This window comes from Lentzea aerocolonigenes (assembly GCF_000974445.1).
In the GTDB taxonomy this organism is placed as follows: domain Bacteria; phylum Actinomycetota; class Actinomycetes; order Mycobacteriales; family Pseudonocardiaceae; genus Lentzea; species Lentzea aerocolonigenes.
The window spans coordinates 178,320-196,211 of sequence record NZ_BBOJ01000013.1 but is presented as its reverse complement, the minus strand read 5'-3'; the positions used below and the strand labels follow the sequence as shown (position 1 = coordinate 196,211).

Here is a 17,892-nt window from a genome sequence, read left to right as displayed (position 1 = left end):
GTGTTCGGCCTATTACATTCAGCGATAACATCGGCCGCATGCGTCTCGACGTGCGGCATCTCGAACTGGTCGTGGCGATCGCCGACTGCGGGAGCCTGCGCAAGGCCGCCGCACGCCTGCACCTCACCCAGCCGGCCGTGACGACGCAGCTCAAACGCATCGAGGACCACCTGGGCGGAGCGCTGTTCCTGCGCGCGGCCGACGGCGTGCGGCTCACCCCGGCGGGTCAGGACTTCGTGCAGGAAGCGCGGTCGATGCTCACCCAGCTCGTCACGCTCGAACGCGTCACGCGCCGCAACGCGCACAGCCCCTGCGCTCCCACCAGGATCGCCGGAATCCCCGCCTATCACTTCGGACTGCTCGTGAGCGCGCTGAAAGACAACGTCACGAGTCGCACCATCAAGGAGACGGGCACGCTCACCGCGTTGCTCACGACCGGCGAACTCGACGTGGCGGTCCTGCGTCAATTCCCCGGTACTCCGCTTTCGCTTCCGCCGAACGTCGGGCACCGCCTGCTCACCCGGGAACCGCTGTTCGTCGGAGTGCCGGAGCGCCACCCGTACGCGCAGGAGACCGAGGTACCGCTCGAAGCGCTCGCCGACGACAAGTGGGTCATGCCCGAACCGGACGACAGCGGCATGAACGCCCACTTCGCCCGCGAGTGCGCGGCCGCCGGGTTCGAGCAGCGGATCGCACACTTCAGCAACGAGGCGCACATCGCGCTGACGTTGATCAGGGAGTCCGGCGCGGTCTGCCCGCTCTATCCGGTCGGCAGCACCCCGCCCGGTGTCGCGCGGCTGCCGATCACGGGCAACCCGCTGTTCCGCGAGGTCGTGCTGGCGTGGCGGGTGGACGCGCCGGTCGCCGTCCGGATCGACGACCTGTGCCGGCAGGTCGCGGCCGGATACCTCAGGCTGGTCGAGGAGAGCGAGGTCTACGCGCGCTGGTGGCGCAACGGCGGAGAAGCCTTTGCGAGCTAGTCCTTGCCGCCGCCACCGCCGCCTTCACGGACGATGATCGCGACCCGGTCGTCGGACGACACCGGCTGGCCACCGGCCTTGTTGACCGTGCCGACCAGCGACGCCGAGTCGTTCAGCATCTCCACCGGCCCGATCCGGCCGTAGCCGTTCTCCTGCATGATCAGTTCCGGCTTGCCCGTGAACGCACCGGCGGCGTTCATCGACAGCGTCTGCAGGCCGGGCGTCTTGGACGTCGCCACGGTCAGGTTGTCCGAGTACGAGGCGCAGCCCATCACGCCGGGCTTGTCCGGCCAGTTCCACGCCACCTCGCCGAGCTTGCCGGGCGTGACGCGGTAGACGACGTCGGCGCTCGCGGTCCAGTCGGTCACCCAGGTCTTCTGGCCGTCCGCCGACACGCACAGGCCGCCGGGCAGCCTCAGCCCGGACGACACCACCGCGGAGCCCGCCGTCGGGTTGCCCTGCGCGGGCTTGCCGGAGCCGTCGATGCGCAGCACCTTGCCCGCGAGCGAGTTCGGGTCGGCGGCGAGCGCCGGGTTGCCCGCGTCGCCGGTGGCCACCAGCAGCGAACCCTTGCGGTCGCTCGCCAGCACACCGCGGTTGCCCGTCGGGCCCTTCGGGATGCCGGTGAGGATCGGCTTGGGCGTGTCGCCCGGCGCGATCCGCAGCACCCGGTTGTCCGTCGCCGTCGTCACGTACACGTAGGCGAGCTGGTCCTCCGCGAACGTCGCCGACAGCGTGAGTCCGGTCAGCCCGCCGTCGGACGACGTGTCCGTCTCGATCTGCGCCAGCACCACCGGGTCGACGTCCTTGGTGACCTTGATCAGACGTCCGCCGCGTTCCGTCGCGTACGCCGCGACACCGCCCTGGGCGTCCGCGCCGATCGGGGCGACACCCGTGACGGTGCTCAGGCAGGTGGCGATCACGCCGGGGTTGAAGTCCTTGCAGCCCTGCGGCGGCGGCACGCTCTGCGGCGTCTGGCCCTTGTTCTGCTCACCCGGCGACGGGCGGAACTCGCCCGGCAGCTCCGGTTTCGGGCCCGCCTGCGGGGTCAGCTGTGGTTGCGCGCTCCAGCTCGTAGGTGCCGGCTCGTCAGGAAAGCTCGCGCAGCCCCCTGCCAGCAGGCAGGCGGCGGTCAGCAACACGACGGAACGAACCACGACTCCCAGGCTAAGTGCGCGACCGTGAACCCGAAGTGAACGCCTCGGCCGTGGCGAAGTCGACCGACCGCACCCGGTCCAGCAGCAGATCGAGCTCGGCACTGACGACCTCAGGAGCCTCCAACGGCAGGTAGTGGCTGCACGGCAGCACCCTCAGCCGCGCCTGGGGCAGCGCGCCGACGGGCCCGGACATGCTCTCCGTGGTCGCCAGCAGGTCGTCGCGGCCCGCCAGGATTGTGATCGGGCACACGATCGGGCCGAGGTCCTGGCGCGGCGTCTCGCCCAGCGCGAGCGCCAGCGTGAAGTACCAGCGCCAGTCGTGCTGCAGGAACCGGCCGACCGCGTTCGTCACGGCCTTCTGGTCGCTGCTCGGCTTGATCACACCGCTGTGCCGCAGCAGGAACGTCGTCACGTCCGTCACCGGGACGCGGTGCAGCACGGTGTCCAGCAGCGGACCCGCCTGCTGCAGCAGCCTGGTGCCCGTCAGCCCGACGAACCGGCGCACGTTCTTGGGGACCAACGGCAGCATCGCGTCGAACGAGTCACCCGGCGCGCCCGCGACGAGCAGCACGCCCGCCACCCGTTCCGGATGACGCAACGCGAGCTCGGCCGCGATCGTGACGCCCATCGACCAGCCCATGACGACGCACCGCTCCACACCGGCGTCGTTGAGCACGGCGATCGCGTCCGAAACGTGGTCGTCCAACGAGATGTTGCGCTCGTCGACGGGCCGGTCCGACCCCATCGTGCCGCGCATGTACCAGCTGAGCAGGCCACCGCGGTCGGCGAGCGACGGCCACGACTCGGGTCCGGAACCCACGCCGGGGCACAGCAGCACAGGTGTGCCGTCGGTGTCCGTCTGCCACGCTCGGATCTTCGTGCCGTCCCAGGAGATGACGTCGTGCTCCCGCATGTCCGCCATTCTGACGTACGTTGGCCCGGTGACGCTCACCGTGCTCGTGCCAGATGACTTCGGAGTTCAGGCGCTGTCTCAGGTGGACGGTGTCCGGCCTGTCCGCTACACGCCGGGTCAGCCGTTGCCGGCGGACGGACTGGACGCCGAGGTCCTCGTGCCGAAGTTCCTCGCCGGCACCGACCCCCGCGACGTGTTCGCGCAGCTGCCGAATCTCAAGCTCGTGCAGTTGCTCAGCGCGGGCGCGGAGAACTTCATCGGCCGCGTACCGGAAGGCGTGCTGCTCTCGACGTGCCGCGGCGCGCACGGCGGCAGCACCGCCGAGTGGGCGATTGGCGCGTTGCTGGCGATCTACCGAGACTTCCTCGTTTTCGAACGCGCCCGTGCCGAAGGCCGCTGGGACTACCACCTCACGGACACCTTGCAGGACAAGAAGGTTCTGATCGTCGGCGCCGGTGATCTCGGCGAGCAGCTGCGGCGGCGCCTCGAACCGTTCGACGCCACCGCCGTGCTGGTCGGCCGCACCGCGCGCGACGGCGTGCACGGCGTCGACGAGCTGCCGTCGCTGCTCCCCGAGTTCGACGTGGTCGTGATCTTCACGCCGATGACGGAGGAGACCAGGCACCTGGTCGACGCCAAGTTCCTGGCCGCGATGAAGGACGGCGCCATCCTCGTCAACGGCGCCCGCGGCCCGGTCGTCGACACCGACGCGTTGCTCGTGGAACTGAATTCCAGGCGACTGCGCGCGGCTCTCGACGTGACCGATCCCGAACCGCTGCCGGAGGATCATCCACTGTGGACCGCGCCGGGGTTGTTCCTCACCCCGCACGTGGCCGGGTCGTGCACCGGGCACACCCAGCGCGCCTACGCGATCGTCGCCTCCGAGGTCGCCCGGTATGCCGCAGGGGAGCGCCCACGCAATCTTGTGAACGGCACCTACTAGTCCGTTCGGGTGAAACAGAGCTGCCGTTCGGCCCTCGCGCGCCCGCGACGGGTCTCCTAGGTTGCGGGCGTGGCTACTCACGACAAAGGCTCGACCACCTCGAGCGCTTTCTCCGACGACTCGTTCTACTCGAGCAGCGGAGGGGGAGTGCACCACTTCGACGACAGCACGACCAGAGTCGGATCGGACGTCACCTCGCCGTACGACCAGACGACGAAGGCGTTCGACAAGACCGGGTACACGCCGCTGGACAAGTCCTCTTTGGACACCCAGGATGACCCGTTCGAGGACGACCGCAAGAAGTTCGGCTGGACGGCCGGCCCCGACCTCGGCCTGCTCGGGCTGCGGGCGGTGCTCGGCGGCATCTTCGTCCTGCACGGCCTGCAGAAGGTCTTCGGACTCTTCGGCGGCCCCGGCATCAACGGCTTCGCGCAGTCGCTCGAGAAGATGGGCTACCGCGAGTCGGTCGTCCTCGCCTGGGTCACCGGCATCACGGAACTGGCCGGCGGCGGCCTGCTGGTCCTCGGCCTGTTCACCCCGCTGGCCGCGGCGGGCCTGCTCGCGGTGATGGCCAACGTCATCGCGCTCAAGTACAAGGGCGGCTTCTTCGGCCCCAACGGCGTGGAGCTGGAACTGGCCCTCGCGGGCATGGCCTTCGCGGCCCTGTTCGCCGGACCCGGCCGGGCCGCGCTGGACTACAACCGCAGCTGGTTCCGCCACCCGGTGGCGGCCGGTTTCATCGCACTCCTGCTCGGAGCGGGTGGTGCGGCGGTCACGTTCTTCGTGTTCCGATAAGCCCTGTGCGGAAGAACCTGACGGGAGCACTGCTCCAGCTCGCCCTGCTGGTGATCGGGATTCCGGTCGTGTACCTGGTGGCGCTGCCGTTCGGTCTCACCGCGAAATCCCTCCTGCCGCCGCTTGGCCTGCTCGCCGGTCTGATCATCAGCGGCGTCGTGGTCAAGAGAACGGAACAGCCCGTCAGCGGACCGCTGACGGGCTGGCTCGTGTTCGGGGCCTGTCTGGCGCTAGCTCTCGCTGTCTAGGACGCCGGTGATGTTCTCGCGCAGGTGCGCCACCGAGGACGTGCCCGGGATGAGCAGGATGTTCGGCGACCGCCGCAGCAACCAGGCCAGCGCGGCAGACCTCGGCGACTGAAGTGGCGTGAAGCCCCCGAGCGGGAAGAACGGCACGTACGCGATCCCCTCCACCGCGAGCTTGTCGATCAGATCGTCGTCGTCGCGGTGGTCGAGGTTGTACATGTTCTGCACGCACACGATCGGTGCGATGCTCTGTGCCTCGGTGACCTGCTCCGCGAGCGCGTTGCTGACCCCGAGGTGCCGGATCAGACCCTCTTGCTGGAGTTCGACGAGAGCCCCGAACGCCTCCGCGATCGAACCGGGCTGAGGACCTTCGGCGTTCCCGAGCCGGAGGTAGACCAGGTCGAGCACGTCGAGTCTGAGGGACTTCAGGTTGTCGTGGACCTGGCTGCGCAGGTCCTCCGGCCGCCGGGCCACGGGCCAGCCGCCCTGGTCGTCGCGGGTCGCGCCCACCTTGGTCGCGATGTGCAGCGACTCGGGGTACGGGTGCAACGCCTCGCGGATCAACTCGTTGGTGACGCGCGGGCCGTAGGCGTCGCTGGTGTCGATGTGGGTGATGCCGAGCTCGACCGCTTCACGCAGAACGGCGAGAGCGCCGTCGCGGTCGGCGGGCGGCCCCATGACCCACGGGCCCGCCAGTTGCATGGCGCCGTAACCGAACCGGGAAACGGTCAGGTCGCCCAGAGTCCAGGTGCCACCGGGAAGAGTGTTCATGAGCACTAGTCTTGGAGAGGAACTTCCTGTCGGGAAGTAGGCACTCAGAAGTGCGTAACCCCTCCACGGGTGAGAGGTGAGGTCAGTGGCGACGAGGAACGCGGCCCAGAAGCGGGCTCAGGCCAAGGTGGAGTACAACGCGTTCCTGGCGGGGTGTCCCAGCCGGCAGCTGCTCGACCGGATCTCGGACAAGTGGGTGGTCCTCGTCCTGTGCGCGCTCGGCGATGGCCCGATGCGGTACTCGGAGATCGCCCGCCTGCTCGCCGGGGTCAGCCAGAAGATGCTCACGCAGACGCTGCGGTCGTTGGAACGCGACGGACTGGTCACCCGCACGGTCACGCCGACCGTCCCCGTCACGGTGACCTACGAGCTGACGGAGCTCGGTCTGTCGCTGCACCAGATGACGCGCGGGCTCAGGGACTGGGCCCAGGCGAACATGGGTGAGGTCCTCGCGAACGTCGAGAAGTACGACGCACAAGAAGTGCTGCCCTGACCGAAGCCGGCCAGGGCAGCACCAAGAGCGGTCTACCTGCTCGGGTCGCGCACCGCGCCCGTCGACGCGTCCGTCGCCATCCGCGCGTACGCCCGCAGCGCACCCGTGACCGGGCGGACGCGGTCCACCGGCTGCCACGGGCGTTCCGACGCCTCCATCTTCGCGCGGCGCTCAGCCAGGACCTCGTCGTCCACCAGCAGCTCCAGGCGCCGCTCGTGCACGTCGATGAGGATCCTGTCGCCGTTCTCGACCAGGCCGATCGTGCCGCCGCCCGCAGCCTCCGGGGAGATGTGGCCGATCGACAGGCCCGAGGAGCCGCCGGAGAAGCGGCCGTCGGTGATCAGGGCGCACTTCTTGCCGAGGCCCGAGCCCTTGAGGAACGCCGTGGGGTGCAGCATCTCCTGCATTCCGGGGCCGCCTGACGGGCCCTCGTAGCGCACGACCAGGACCTCGCCCGCCTGGATCTCCTTGTTCAGGATCGCCGAGACGGCCTGCTCCTGGGACTCGACGACGCGCGCCGGGCCCTCGAAGTGCCACAGCTCCTCGTCGATGCCCGCGGCCTTGATGATCGCGCCGCGCTCGGCGAGGTTGCCCCGCAGCACGGCCAGGCCGCCGTCCCGCGTGTAGGCGTGCTCGAAGTCGCGGATGCAGCCCTTTTCGGCGTCCGTGTCCAAAGAGGACCAGCGGTTCGACGTCGAGAACGCCTGGGTCGTGCGCACCCCACCGGGAGCCGCGTGGAACAGCTCGATCGCCTCAGGAGACGGCGAAGCGGCGCGGATGTCCCACTTGCCGAGCCACTCCGCGAGCGTCGGCGTGTGCACCGACGTCACGTCCTCGTTGAGCAGGCCCGCGCGGTGGAGTTCGCCGAGCAGCGCGGGGATTCCGCCGGCCCGGTGCACGTCCTCCATGTGGTAGTCGGAGTTCGGCGACACCTTGGACAGGCACGGCACGCGGCGGGACAGGTCGTCGATGTCCTGCAGCGTGAAGTCGATCTCGCCTTCCTGCGCGGCGGCGAGGATGTGCAGCACGGTGTTCGTCGAGCCGCCCATGGCCATGTCGAGGGCCATCGCGTTCTCGAACGCCTTGCGGTTCGCGATCGACCGCGGCAGGGCCGACTCGTCGTCCTCGCCGTACCAGCGCTTGCACAGCTCGACGACCACGCGGCCGGCCTCGGAGAACAGCTCGCGGCGCGCGGCGTGGGTGGCGAGCGTCGAACCGTTGCCCGGCAACGACAGGCCGAGGGCTTCCGTCAGGCAGTTCATCGAGTTCGCGGTGAACATGCCGGAGCAGGAACCGCACGTCGGGCACGCGGAGCGCTCGACCTCGGTGAGCCCGTCGTCGTTCACGGCGGGAGAAGCCGAGGCGGAGATCGCGGTGATGAGGTCGGTCGGCGCGACGGCGACGCCCTCGACGACGACGGCCTTGCCGGCCTCCATCGGGCCGCCGGACACGAACACGACGGGGATGTTGAGCCGCATCGCCGCGTTCAGCATGCCGGGGGTGATCTTGTCGCAGTTCGAGATGCAGACGATCGCGTCGGCCTGGTGCGCGTTGACCATGTACTCGACGGAGTCGGCGATGATCTCGCGGCTCGGCAGCGAGTAGAGCATTCCGCTGTGGCCCATGGCGATGCCGTCGTCGACCGCGATGGTGTGGAACTCGCGCGGCACGCCACCCGCCTCGCGCACCGCCTCGGCCACGATGTCGCCGAGATCGCGCAGGTGCACGTGACCGGGCACGAACTGCGTGTAGGAGTTGGCGATCGCGATGATGGGCTTGCCGAAGTCGCTGTCCGTCATACCGGTCGCGCGCCAGAGAGCGCGGGCTCCGGCTGCGTTGCGGCCGTGGGTGGTGGTGCGAGAGCGGAGCTGAGGCACTGCTCCTCCAGATTCAGTTCTTCATGACAAACGCGCGGGACGGCCGGGTGAGGCGTCCACCAGTCTGGGAGCGGTGCCTCAAACCTTACTTGTGCGCAGACTCGCCGAGAGCAGCAGATACGCCAGTGCGAGGGTGATCACGTGCACGACGGAGCACCACAGGCAGATCTTGCCGATGATGAGCAACTCGACCGCGACCAGGTACACGACCATCAGGACGCCGACACCGATCGCGCCCAGCCGAACCCACTTCAGCGCGTCGATCCGCCACGCGAACGGGAGGCAGATCACGGTCAGGAAGGCGAAGAACGCCAGGCCGAGGAACGCGACGGGGATGCCCAGGAGCTCCGACTGGTCGCTCGTGGTCACCGTCTCGCAGTCGATCACGGCGTCGGCCGAGCACAGCAACGCACCCGCGTTGAAGTGCGTGTACGTCAGGTAAGCCGAGGTCAGCAGGCCTGCGATGGACAGCAGCAGGCTCAGCAGCGGAACTCGTTGGATCACTTCTCCGACTCTACGGATTCCTCCGCCGGTTCCTCGGCAGGCTCCTCCACGACACTCGGGTCGGGCACGCGTCCGCCGCTGACCAGCGACAACGCCGGCAGGTGCATGAACCGGACCGCGGGCAGCGTCACCTCGGTGTCGTCGGTCCGAACGGCCTTGAGCCAGCCCTTCTCCGCGAGCCGGATCGACTTCACCTCGTCCCACTTCACCGTCGTCGTGCCGAACACGCCGCGGGCGACGAGCTCGGACTCGGTGACGGTGGTGCGGTTGCGGACGACCCAGTACGCGTAACCGAGCGGCAGGACGTAGAGCGCTTGCAGTCCGGGAACGGCCCACGCGACAGGGGTCACGCAGATGGCGATCAGACCCGCCGCGAGCAGCGCCGTTGCCGGGATGCGAAAGACCAGCTTCTTCACTCGAAGGATTGTTCCACGTCCACGATCCGGGAATTCCGTCTCGCAGAGTTGACGCACTCTTGCGCGAGGGGATAACGTCCGCTTCATGCAGCGCACGCTCGTTCTCGTACTTCTCAGGCGCGTCGACGCCTGAGCCGAACAGCCTGCGTCGACGCGCGACCCTCGCACGACCCTTCTCCGGGTTGTCGAGGGTTTTTTCGTGTCCGGACCCCGATACCCACGAGGCAATGATGACCAGCGCACCATCGCGACAGGCTTCCGAGCCCACGTCGCCACGTCCAGGTCCGCGGCCCAAACCGGCCCCGCCGACGGGCGCACCGATTCGTGTAACCGGTGCTCAGTCGCTCGTCCGGTCGCTTGAAGCGGTCGGCTGCGAAGTGGTCTTCGGCATTCCCGGCGGGACGATCCTTCCCGCGTACGACCCGCTGCTGGACTCCACGAAGGTCCGGCACATCCTCGTCCGCCACGAGCAGGGCGCAGGACACGCGGCGACCGGATACGCGCAGGCCACCGGCAAGGTCGGGGTCTGCATGGCGACCTCGGGACCGGGTGCGACGAACCTCGTCACCCCGCTCGCGGACGCGAACATGGACTCCGTGCCCGTCGTCGCGATCACCGGCCAGCAGACGCGACCGCTGATCGGCACGGACGCCTTCCAGGAGGCGGACATCTGCGGCATCACGATGCCGATCACCAAGCACAACATGCTCGTGACCGACCCGGCGGAGATCCCGCGGGCGATCGCGGAGGCGTTCCACATCGCGGCGACCGGCCGACCCGGCCCGGTCCTCGTCGACATCCCGAAGGACGTGCTGCAGGAGCAGACCAGCTTCTCGTGGCCGCCCGACCTGCGCCTGCCCGGTTACCGGCCGACGACCCGGCCGCACGGCAAGCAGGTGCGCGAAGCCGCCAAGCTGATCGTGAACGCCCGCAAGCCCGTCCTGTACGTGGGCGGCGGCGTCATCAAGGCGGACGCGCACGCCGAGCTGCTGCGCCTGGCGGAGGACACCGGCATCCCGGTCGTCACGACGCTGATGGCGCGCGGCGCGTTCCCCGACTCGCACGACCAGCACCTGGGCATGCCCGGCATGCACGGCACGGTCGCGGCGGTCGCGGCGATGCAGAAGTCCGACCTGCTGATCGCGCTGGGCGCCCGGTTCGACGACCGCGTCACCGGCCAGCTGGGCTCGTTCGCGCCGGACGCGCAGATCATCCACGCCGACATCGACCCGGCCGAGATCTCCAAGAACCGCCGTGCGGACGTCCCGATCGTGGGCGACTGCAAGGAGATCATCACCGAGCTGATCGACGCCGTGCGCACCGAGCGCGAGACGGCCAAGGCCGTCGACCTCACCCCGTGGTGGGACACGCTCAAGTCGCTGCGCGAGACGTTCCCGCTGGGCTACGACTGGCCCGAGGACGGCACGCTCTCGCCGCAGTACGTCATCGAACGCATCGGCGCGCTGTCGCCGGCCGACACGATCTACACCGCGGGTGTCGGCCAGCACCAGATGTGGGCCGCGCAGTTCGTGAAGTACGAGCACCCGCGCACGTGGATCAACTCCGGCGGCCTCGGCACGATGGGCTTCGCCGTTCCCGCCGCGATGGGCATCAAGGCGGGTGAGCCCGACCGCACGGTGTGGGCGATCGACGGCGACGGCTGCTTCCAGATGACCAACCAGGAACTCGCCACCTGCGCCATCGAGGGCCTGCCGGTCAAGATCGCCGTGATCAACAACGGCAACCTGGGCATGGTCCGCCAGTGGCAGACCCTGTTCTACGGCGAGCGGTACTCCAACACCGATCTGGGGACGCACAAGCACCGCATCCCAGACTTCAAGCTCCTGGCGGAGGCACTCGGGTGCGCCGGCCTGCGGGCCGAGTCGCGCGAGGAGGTGGACGACGTGATCGCGAAGGCGCTGGAGATCAACGACCGTCCCGTCGTGATCGACTTCGTCGTCGGCAAGGACGCCCAGGTGTGGCCGATGGTCGCGGCCGGCACCGGCAACTCCGAGATCATGGCCGCCCGCGGCATCCGCCCCCTGTTCGACGAGGATCTGTGATGACCAGGCACACGCTGAGCGTTTTGGTCGAGGACAAGCCCGGTGTGCTCGCGCGCGTCGCCGGTCTGTTCTCCCGCCGCGGCTTCAACATCGAGTCGCTCGCGGTCGGCCGCACGGAGTACCCCGACATCTCCCGCATGACCATCGTGGTCTCGGTCGACGAGCTGCCCCTGGAGCAGGTGACCAAGCAGCTCAACAAACTCATCAACGTCATCAAGATCGTCGAGCTGGAGCCGACCGCTTCCGTTCAGCGGCAACTGGTGTTGATTAAGGTTCGTGCGGATGCGACGGTGCGGTCGCAGGTCCTCGAAACCGTTCAGCTCTTCCGCGCGAAGGTCGTCGACGTCTCTCCTGAGGCGGTCACGATCGAGGCCACGGGCACTTCTGAGAAGCTCGACGCCTTGCTGCGCATGCTGGAGCCCTACGGGCTTCGCGAGATCGTCCAGTCCGGCATGGTCGCCATCGGCCGTGGCGCTCGTTCCATCACCGCCACCGCGGTTCGTTAGAAACGCGAGGTCGTGCCTGTCGTCCGGTCGCCTCTTCGTGCCGATTCGGCGAAGCCCAATCGGTGCGAAGCGGCGGGCGGATGACAGGCTTCTCGACGACCTCGCCGCCGTCTGCGCAGCAGCGGCAATCAAACACAGAGAGAAGGAAATATCGTGAGCGTCGAGATCTTCTACGACGACGATGCCGACCTGAGCATCATCCAGGGCCGCAAGGTGGCCGTGATCGGCTACGGCAGCCAGGGCCACGCCCACGCCCTGTCCCTGCGCGACTCCGGCGTCGAGGTCCGCATCGGTCTGCAGGAGGGCTCCAAGTCCCGCGCCAAGGCCGAGGAAGAGGGTCTGGAGGTCGGCACCCCGGCCGAGGTCTCCGCGTGGGCCGACGTGATCATGATCCTGGCGCCGGACACCGCGCAGCGCCACATCTACGCGAACGAGATCGCCGCGAACCTGAAGGAAGGCGACGCCCTCTTCTTCGGCCACGGTTTCAACATCCGCTACGGCCTGATCACCGCTCCGTCCGGTGTGGACGTCGCCATGGTCGCCCCGAAGGGCCCCGGCCACCTGGTGCGCCGCCAGTTCGTGGACGGCAAGGGTGTTCCCGCTCTCATCGCGGTCGAGCAGGACGCGTCGGGCAACGCCCAGGCGCTGGCCCTGTCGTACGCGAAGGGCATCGGCGGCACGCGCGCCGGCGTCATCAAGACGACGTTCAAGGAAGAGACCGAGACGGACCTCTTCGGCGAGCAGGCCGTCCTCTGCGGTGGCGCGTCGGCGCTGGTGCAGGCGGGCTTCGAGGTCCTCACCGAGGCGGGCTACGCCCCCGAGGTCGCGTACTTCGAGTGCCTGCACGAGCTCAAGCTGATCGTCGACCTCATGTACGAGGGCGGCATCGCCCGCATGCGCTACTCGATCTCCGACACCGCCGAGTTCGGTGACCTGACCCGCGGCCCGCGCGTCATCACCCCCGCGGTCAAGGAGGAGATGAAGAAGATCCTGGGCGAGATCCAGGACGGCACCTTCGCGAACGAGTGGGTGGCCGAGGACGACAACGGCCGCGCCAACTACAAGAAGCTCCAGCAGGAGGGTGAGAACCACCCGATCGAGGCAACGGGCAAGAAGCTCCGCGACATGATGTCGTGGGTCGACCGCCCGATCACCGAGACCGCCTGAGTCTTTCCCCGGCGTTTCCCCCAGGGAGGCCCGTGGAGCGTGTGTGACGCTCCGCGGGCCTTTCCGCTAGCTTGCCTCTCATGACGGAAAGTGCGCCGATCTACGACGACAAGGCCCACGTGCGCGGCAACCTCGACCTCCGCGGCGCGGAGTGGAAGCGTCCGCCGGAGCCCGAGCCGGAGGACGGCCACGTCGAGATCGCCTTCGTCCCGCACACGGACGGCGCCACGTACGTCGCGATGCGCAACTCCAAGCAGCTCGAACCCGTGCTGGTGTTCACGATGGCGGAGTGGGACGCGTTCGTGGCGGGCGCGAAGGACGGGGAGTTCGACGAGCCCTGGTAGCGGTCAGGACGGCGTCGACGACCTCGTCGAGGGGTCGTCCGCCGTCGACGATCACCGCGCCCAGGCTCCGGTAGGTGGACTCGACGTGGCGGTTGTGCCCGAGTGAGGCCGCGAGTTCCTCGGGGTGCTTGCCGAACGAGTTCGTCGTGCGGGTCAGCAGACGGTGGCGCAACGTCTCGTCGTCGATCACCAGGCAGACCACGAGATCGAAGAGGTCCAGGACATCGGCGTCGTTCTCGACGCACGTGCAGAGGAACGCAGTCGTGTCGTGTGCCCGCGCCGCAAGAGCCTCGACCTTCGCGCGATCGATCCGCCACCCGAAGCGGTCGAGCCAGCCGGGAGGCACCGGATCGGGTGGGTCGGTGACGACCTGTCCGGTCACCCGGTCCACCCAGTGGTTGTAGCCCTCCCAGTCGGCGTCGACCGCGAGGTGCCCGAGGCTGCCCAGCCGTGCGCAGACGGTCGACTTGCCGGCTCCCGAGGTGCCGGTGACCCACACCAACGGCATCGGCGCAGAGTTTCACGCCACGTGGTCGTGGTCAGCTGGTTTTCGTCGCCGCGGCCAGCAGGACCGCGAGCGCCCTGATGTGCTCGACGAGCTCGGGCGGTTCGTGCACCTGGAACGCGAACCCCTTGCCCGCCACGTAGACGGCCAGTTCGTCCAGGGAGTTCGAGCCGGCGAGCAACGTGCAGCTGTGCTCGTCGATCGGCTCCAGCGTCGCGGTGGTCGGGGCGATCCGTTCCGCCGCGGTCTCGGCGCTGACGTGCAGCGTGAACCTGGCCTGGTAGCGGTAGACCGACGTGGAGATCGCCCGCGAGGTGTAGCCGCCCAGGTCGGGGTCGGGTGGCGTGCGCGGGGTGAACCGGGGTCCGGTGGGCGTGCGCGGGTCGAGGCGGTCGACCCGGTAGGTGCGCCAGTCCTGGCGGTCGACGTCCCAGCCGACGAGGTACCAGCGCCGCCCTGAGTGCACCAGCCGGTGCGGTTCGGTCGTGCGGATGCTGCTGGTCCCGTCGTGCGTGCGGTAGTCTAAGCGCAGGCGCAGCGAGTCCCGGCAGGCGGCGGCGATGGCCGTGAGCGTGCTCGGGTCGACGGTGGGACCGGCGTTGGTCATCGGCACCGTCACCGACTGCAGAGCGTTGATCCGGTGCCGCAACCGGGACGGCAGCACCTGTTCGACCTTGGCGAGCGCCCGCACCGAGGTCTCCTCGATGCCGGTGATCGAACCGCCCGCGGCCGTGCGCAGACCCATCGCGACCGCCACGGCCTCGTCGTCGTCCAGCAGCAGCGGCGGCAGGTCCGCGCCGGCACCCAACCGGTAACCGGCGGTGCCGGCCGTCGCGTGCACGGGATACCCGAGCGTCCGCAACCGGTCCACGTCACGGCGCACCGTGCGCGGAGTGACCTCCAGCCGTTCCGCCAGTTCGGCGCCTGACCAGTCGCGCCGGGCCTGCAGGAGCGAGAGCAGTCGCAGCAGCCGAGCCGAGGTTTCCCGCACGGCTCGAAGTCTGCCACGCAGTTAGGACCGAACCTGACCTAACCGGCTCGTAGCGTTGTCCACATGGAGCACAACACCGAGATCCGTCCCTTCACCATCGACGTTCCGCAGGCCGACCTGGACGACCTGAGGGACCGGCTCGCCAGGACCCGGTGGGCCGCGGACCTGCCCGGTGCCGGCTGGAGTCGCGGGATGCCGGTGAGCTACCTCAGGGAACTGGCCGAGTACTGGCGCGACGGCTACGACTGGCGCGTGCACGAGCAGGAGCTGAACTCCTACCCGCAGTTCACCACCGAGATCGACGGGCAGAACATCCACTTCCTGCACGTGCGCTCGCCCGAACCGGACGCGCTGCCGCTGATCCTGATCCACGGCTGGCCCGGCTCGGTCGTGGAGTTCCTGAACGTGATCGGCCCGCTGACCGACCCGAGGGCGCACGGCGGCGACCCCGCGAACGCGTTCCACCTGGTGATCCCGTCGAACCCGGGCACGGGGTTCTCCGGGCCGACCCGTGAGACCGGGTGGGACACCAACCGGGTGACCAGGGCGTACGCCGAGCTGATGCGCAGGCTCGGCTACGACCGCTACGGCGTCCAGGGCGGTGACACCGGCGCGGTCATCGGCCCCGGCCTCGGCAGGCTCGACCCCGGCCGGGTCGTGGGCGTGCACGCGAACGGGCTCTCCGCGTTCACCGAGATCGGCCAGGACGAGGCGGCCGGGCTGACCGAGGCGGAGCGGGCGCGGCTCGAGCACCTGTCGTACCTGAAGACCGAAGGCGCCGGTTACGTGATGATCCAGATCACCCGGCCGCAGACTTTGGCGCACGGACTGCACGACTCCCCGGTCGGGCAGCTGGCCTGGATCGTGGAGAAGTTCAAGGAGTGGACCGATCCGGCCGCCGAGCTGCCGGAGGACGCGGTGGACCGGGACCTGTTGCTCACCAACGTGATGCTGTACTGGCTGACCGGCACCGCCGGGTCTTCCGCCAACAGCTACTACGAGACTGCGCACGCCGGAGCCTGGGGTGCGAGCGAACGGTCCGCGGTGCCGACCGGGGTCGCGGTGTTCCCGCTGGACGTGTCGATCCGGCCCGCGCTGGAACGTGAGCACAACGTCGTGCACTGGTCGGAGTTCGACCGCGGCGGGCACTTCGCCGCCATGGAGGCACCGGATCTGCTCGTCGGCGACGTCCGGGAGTTCTTCGCCGGGCTGCGCTGACACGACCCTCGCGCCGCGGTCCCGGCCTCGGCGCGCCGAGGTCGTCCCACGTGGTGGCGGGCCGAGGTGAGAACCAGCGCAAACGCCGTCCCATCTCACAGGACACCGGCAGTGACCTGAGCCACCCGCCACAGGCCTGGGCAAGCCCCCTGTCTATGCTCGTTAACAGTCCGGACACATTGCGGTGCCCGGTCGGCGCGGGCCAGCCGCCCCCGACCACGCCCGCGCCCCACGATCCGACCCTTCCTGGGAGCGATGTCCGTGAGCAACACGAGCCGACCCGTTGTCCTCATCGCCGAGAAGCTCGCGCCGTCCGTTCTGGACGCTCTCGGCGACGGCGTCGAAGTGCGCCACGTAGACGGCACCGACCGCGCGGCCCTCCTCGAGGCCGTGCAGGACGCGGACGCCCTGCTCGTCAGGTCCGCCACCCAGGTCAACGCCGAGGTCTTCGCCGCCACCCGCAAGCTCAAGGTCGTGGCCCGCGCCGGTGTCGGCCTGGACAACGTCGAGGTGCCGGCGGCCACCGCGAACGGCGTGATGGTGGTCAACGCGCCGACGTCCAACATCGTCAGCGCGGCCGAGCACGCCGTCGCGCTGCTGCTCAGCGTCGCCCGCCAGATCCCGGCGGCGCACGAGACGCTGCAGAACCACGAGTGGAAGCGCAGCAAGTTCAACGGCGTCGAGCTCAACGGCAAGACGGTCGGCGTGGTGGGTCTCGGCAAGATCGGTCAGCTGTTCGCGCAGCGCATCGCCGCGTTCGGCGTCGAGCTGATCGCGTACGACCCGTACGTCTCCGCTCAGCGCGCCGCCCAGCTCGGCATCGAGCTCGTGACGCTGGAGGAGCTCCTCGAGCGCGCGGACGCCATCAGCATCCACCTGCCGAAGACGCCGGAGACCAAGGGCCTCATCGGCGCCGAGCAACTCGCGAAGGCCAAGCGGGGCGTCATCATCGTCAACGCCGCCCGCGGTGGCCTCATCGACGAGGAAGCGCTCGCAGAGGCGGTCAGGGAGGGTCAGGTCGGCGGTGCCGGCATCGACGTCTTCTCGACCGAGCCGACCACCGAGAACCCGCTGTTCAACGTTCCCGGCATCGTCGTCACCCCGCACCTGGGCGCGTCGACCAGCGAGGCGCAGGACCGCGCGGGCACCGACGTCGCGAAGAGCGTGGTCCTCGCGCTCGCCGGTGACTTCGTGCCGGACGCCGTGAACGTCCAGGGCGGCGCGGTCGGCGAGGAGGTGCGCCCGTACCTGCCGCTCGTGCAGAAGCTCGGCACCGTCCTCAGTGCACTGTCGCCGAAGGCGCCGACCAGCGTCACGGTCGAGGTGCGCGGCGAACTGTCCAATGAGGACGTCCAGGTGCTCCCCCTCGCGGCGCTGCGCGGGGTCTTCTCCAAGGTCGTCGAGTCGCAGGTGACGTTCGTCAACGCCCCGCAGCTCGCCGCGGACCTCGGCGTGAACGTGGACCTGGTCAAGGAGACCGAGAGCCCGAACCACCGCAGCCTCGTCACGGTCAAGGCCGTGCAGGCGGACGGCAGCACGAACAGCGTGTCCGGCACCATCAGCGGCATCGCGCAGGTCGAGAAGCTGGTGAACATCAACGGCCGCAACTTCGACCTGAGGGCCGAAGGAACCGTGCTGCTGCTGGAGTACCCGGATCGTCCGGGTGTCATGGGCACGGTCGGCACGCTGCTCGGCGAGGCCGGCGTGAACATCGAGGCCGCGCAGATCAGCCAGACCGGCAGCGACGCCGTGATGGTGCTGCGGGTGGACCGCCCGGTCGACACCGCCGTGCTCGACCCGATCGGTGCCGCCGTGGGCGCGCGCACCGTTCGCTCTGTCGACTTCGGATAGTCACGACAAACCGGGACGGGGACGGCAAAGTCCCCTTCCCGGTTTGATCGTCGTTCACAACGAAGTCGTAACGGGCAACTATCTGTAGACCATATTCATACTTTCGGGGCAGTCGCAGACACACGATCAGCGATTAGCGTCCCCACGAGGTTG

General features: G+C 69.0%; 19 protein-coding genes. 11 read left to right on the top strand and 8 right to left on the bottom strand.

The window, feature by feature from the left end; translation table 11 throughout:
- Positions 1 to 38 precede the first annotated feature (38 nt).
- A complete protein-coding gene (locus AOM45_RS25115; RefSeq protein ID WP_051783459.1) occupies positions 39 to 980 on the top strand; it encodes a LysR family transcriptional regulator in 942 nt (313 codons plus the stop codon).
- On the opposite strand, the gene AOM45_RS25110 is transcribed toward AOM45_RS25115, so the two are convergent.
- Both AOM45_RS25110 and AOM45_RS25105 read right to left on the bottom strand, forming a co-directional pair.
- Complete coding sequence (locus AOM45_RS25110) at positions 977 to 2,137, bottom strand: PQQ-dependent sugar dehydrogenase (protein WP_236703823.1); 1,161 nt, start codon at positions 2,135 to 2,137, stop codon at positions 977 to 979. The two genes, AOM45_RS25115 and AOM45_RS25110, sit on opposite strands and share 4 nt — an antisense overlap.
- 10 nt (positions 2,138 to 2,147) lie before the next feature.
- The gene (locus AOM45_RS25105) at positions 2,148 to 3,050 is read right to left on the bottom strand and encodes an alpha/beta fold hydrolase (RefSeq protein ID WP_236703822.1); all 903 of its coding nucleotides are present in this window, start codon (positions 3,048 to 3,050) and stop codon (positions 2,148 to 2,150) included.
- Between the two features lie 28 nt (positions 3,051 to 3,078).
- On the opposite strand from AOM45_RS25105, the gene AOM45_RS25100 reads away from it, so the two are divergent.
- The 3 genes from AOM45_RS25100 to AOM45_RS25090 all read left to right on the top strand — a co-directional run bounded on the left by AOM45_RS25100 (position 3,079) and on the right by AOM45_RS25090 (position 5,036).
- Positions 3,079 to 3,993, top strand: a complete 915-nt coding sequence (locus AOM45_RS25100; RefSeq protein WP_030467887.1) for a 2-hydroxyacid dehydrogenase — start codon at positions 3,079 to 3,081, stop codon at positions 3,991 to 3,993.
- Between the two features lie 69 nt (positions 3,994 to 4,062).
- Complete coding sequence (locus tag AOM45_RS25095) at positions 4,063 to 4,788, top strand: DoxX family protein (RefSeq protein ID WP_156093846.1); 726 nt, start codon at positions 4,063 to 4,065, stop codon at positions 4,786 to 4,788.
- 5 nt (positions 4,789 to 4,793) lie between these two features.
- Positions 4,794 to 5,036, top strand: coding sequence for a hypothetical protein (locus AOM45_RS25090; RefSeq protein WP_030467889.1), 243 nt, complete (start codon positions 4,794 to 4,796; stop codon positions 5,034 to 5,036).
- On the opposite strand, the gene AOM45_RS25085 is transcribed toward AOM45_RS25090, so the two are convergent.
- Positions 5,019 to 5,804 carry an oxidoreductase gene (locus AOM45_RS25085; RefSeq protein WP_030467890.1) on the bottom strand — a complete coding sequence of 262 codons (786 nt, stop codon included), beginning with the start codon at positions 5,802 to 5,804 and terminating at the stop codon, positions 5,019 to 5,021. The two genes, AOM45_RS25090 and AOM45_RS25085, sit on opposite strands and share 18 nt — an antisense overlap.
- 85 nt (positions 5,805 to 5,889) lie before the next feature.
- Here AOM45_RS25085 and AOM45_RS25080 point away from each other — a divergent pair, with 85 nt between their 5' ends.
- Positions 5,890 to 6,297 (top strand): winged helix-turn-helix transcriptional regulator, encoded by a 408-nt coding sequence (locus AOM45_RS25080; RefSeq protein WP_030467891.1) that lies wholly within the window; start codon positions 5,890 to 5,892, stop codon positions 6,295 to 6,297.
- 32 nt (positions 6,298 to 6,329) lie between these two features.
- Here the strand turns inward: AOM45_RS25080 and ilvD are convergent, their stop codons facing one another.
- The 3 genes from ilvD to AOM45_RS51845 all read right to left on the bottom strand — a co-directional run bounded on the left by ilvD (position 6,330) and on the right by AOM45_RS51845 (position 9,094).
- Complete coding sequence (gene ilvD / locus AOM45_RS25075; RefSeq protein WP_030467892.1) at positions 6,330 to 8,174, bottom strand: dihydroxy-acid dehydratase; 1,845 nt, start codon at positions 8,172 to 8,174, stop codon at positions 6,330 to 6,332.
- A 78-nt stretch (positions 8,175 to 8,252) separates the two neighbouring features.
- Positions 8,253 to 8,678 (bottom strand): vitamin K epoxide reductase family protein, encoded by a 426-nt coding sequence (locus tag AOM45_RS25070; protein WP_030467893.1) that lies wholly within the window; start codon positions 8,676 to 8,678, stop codon positions 8,253 to 8,255.
- Complete coding sequence (locus AOM45_RS51845) at positions 8,675 to 9,094, bottom strand: PH domain-containing protein (RefSeq protein WP_162185664.1); 420 nt, start codon at positions 9,092 to 9,094, stop codon at positions 8,675 to 8,677. The genes AOM45_RS25070 and AOM45_RS51845 overlap by 4 nt, the downstream gene beginning before the upstream one ends.
- Positions 9,095 to 9,324: 230 nt before the next feature.
- On the opposite strand from AOM45_RS51845, the gene AOM45_RS25060 reads away from it, so the two are divergent.
- The 4 genes from AOM45_RS25060 (at position 9,325) to AOM45_RS25045 (ending at position 13,174) form a co-directional block, all read left to right on the top strand.
- Positions 9,325 to 11,157, top strand: coding sequence for an acetolactate synthase large subunit (locus AOM45_RS25060; protein WP_081902169.1), 1,833 nt, complete (start codon positions 9,325 to 9,327; stop codon positions 11,155 to 11,157).
- Positions 11,157 to 11,663 (top strand): acetolactate synthase small subunit, encoded by a 507-nt coding sequence (gene ilvN, locus AOM45_RS25055; RefSeq protein ID WP_030467896.1) that lies wholly within the window; start codon positions 11,157 to 11,159, stop codon positions 11,661 to 11,663. Before AOM45_RS25060 ends, ilvN begins: the two co-directional genes overlap by 1 nt.
- Positions 11,664 to 11,774: 111 nt before the next feature.
- Positions 11,775 to 12,830, top strand: coding sequence for a ketol-acid reductoisomerase (ilvC, locus tag AOM45_RS25050; RefSeq protein ID WP_081902151.1), 1,056 nt, complete (start codon positions 11,775 to 11,777; stop codon positions 12,828 to 12,830).
- A gap of 80 nt (positions 12,831 to 12,910) precedes the next feature.
- Positions 12,911 to 13,174: a DUF397 domain-containing protein gene (locus AOM45_RS25045; RefSeq protein ID WP_030467898.1), complete on the top strand. Its 264-nt coding sequence runs from the start codon at positions 12,911 to 12,913 to the stop codon at positions 13,172 to 13,174.
- On the opposite strand, the gene AOM45_RS25040 is transcribed toward AOM45_RS25045, so the two are convergent.
- Positions 13,107 to 13,682, bottom strand: coding sequence for an AAA family ATPase (locus AOM45_RS25040; protein ID WP_030467899.1), 576 nt, complete (start codon positions 13,680 to 13,682; stop codon positions 13,107 to 13,109). The two genes, AOM45_RS25045 and AOM45_RS25040, sit on opposite strands and share 68 nt — an antisense overlap.
- A gap of 31 nt (positions 13,683 to 13,713) precedes the next feature.
- Positions 13,714 to 14,670: a helix-turn-helix transcriptional regulator gene (locus tag AOM45_RS25035; RefSeq protein ID WP_030467900.1), complete on the bottom strand. Its 957-nt coding sequence runs from the start codon at positions 14,668 to 14,670 to the stop codon at positions 13,714 to 13,716.
- 63 nt (positions 14,671 to 14,733) lie between these two features.
- Between AOM45_RS25035 and AOM45_RS25030 the strand changes: the two genes are divergently transcribed.
- Positions 14,734 to 15,888 carry an epoxide hydrolase family protein gene (locus AOM45_RS25030; RefSeq protein WP_030467901.1) on the top strand — a complete coding sequence of 385 codons (1,155 nt, stop codon included), beginning with the start codon at positions 14,734 to 14,736 and terminating at the stop codon, positions 15,886 to 15,888.
- A 261-nt stretch (positions 15,889 to 16,149) separates the two neighbouring features.
- Complete coding sequence (serA, locus tag AOM45_RS25025; protein ID WP_030467902.1) at positions 16,150 to 17,739, top strand: phosphoglycerate dehydrogenase; 1,590 nt, start codon at positions 16,150 to 16,152, stop codon at positions 17,737 to 17,739.
- Positions 17,740 to 17,892 lie beyond the last annotated feature (153 nt).

Coding starts and splice junctions, on each gene's coding strand:
- AOM45_RS25030 (WP_030467901.1), top strand. CDS start 14,734: ATGGAGCACAACACCGAGATCCGTCCCTTCACCATCGACGTTCCGCAG.
- AOM45_RS25105 (WP_236703822.1), bottom strand. CDS start 3,050: ATGCGGGAGCACGACGTCATCTCCTGGGACGGCACGAAGATCCGAGCG.
- AOM45_RS25060 (WP_081902169.1), top strand. CDS start 9,325: ATGACCAGCGCACCATCGCGACAGGCTTCCGAGCCCACGTCGCCACGT.
- AOM45_RS25085 (WP_030467890.1), bottom strand. CDS start 5,804: ATGAACACTCTTCCCGGTGGCACCTGGACTCTGGGCGACCTGACCGTT.
- AOM45_RS25040 (WP_030467899.1), bottom strand. CDS start 13,682: ATGCCGTTGGTGTGGGTCACCGGCACCTCGGGAGCCGGCAAGTCGACC.
- AOM45_RS25115 (WP_051783459.1), top strand. CDS start 39: ATGCGTCTCGACGTGCGGCATCTCGAACTGGTCGTGGCGATCGCCGAC.
- AOM45_RS25045 (WP_030467898.1), top strand. CDS start 12,911: ATGACGGAAAGTGCGCCGATCTACGACGACAAGGCCCACGTGCGCGGC.
- ilvN (WP_030467896.1), top strand. CDS start 11,157: ATGACCAGGCACACGCTGAGCGTTTTGGTCGAGGACAAGCCCGGTGTG.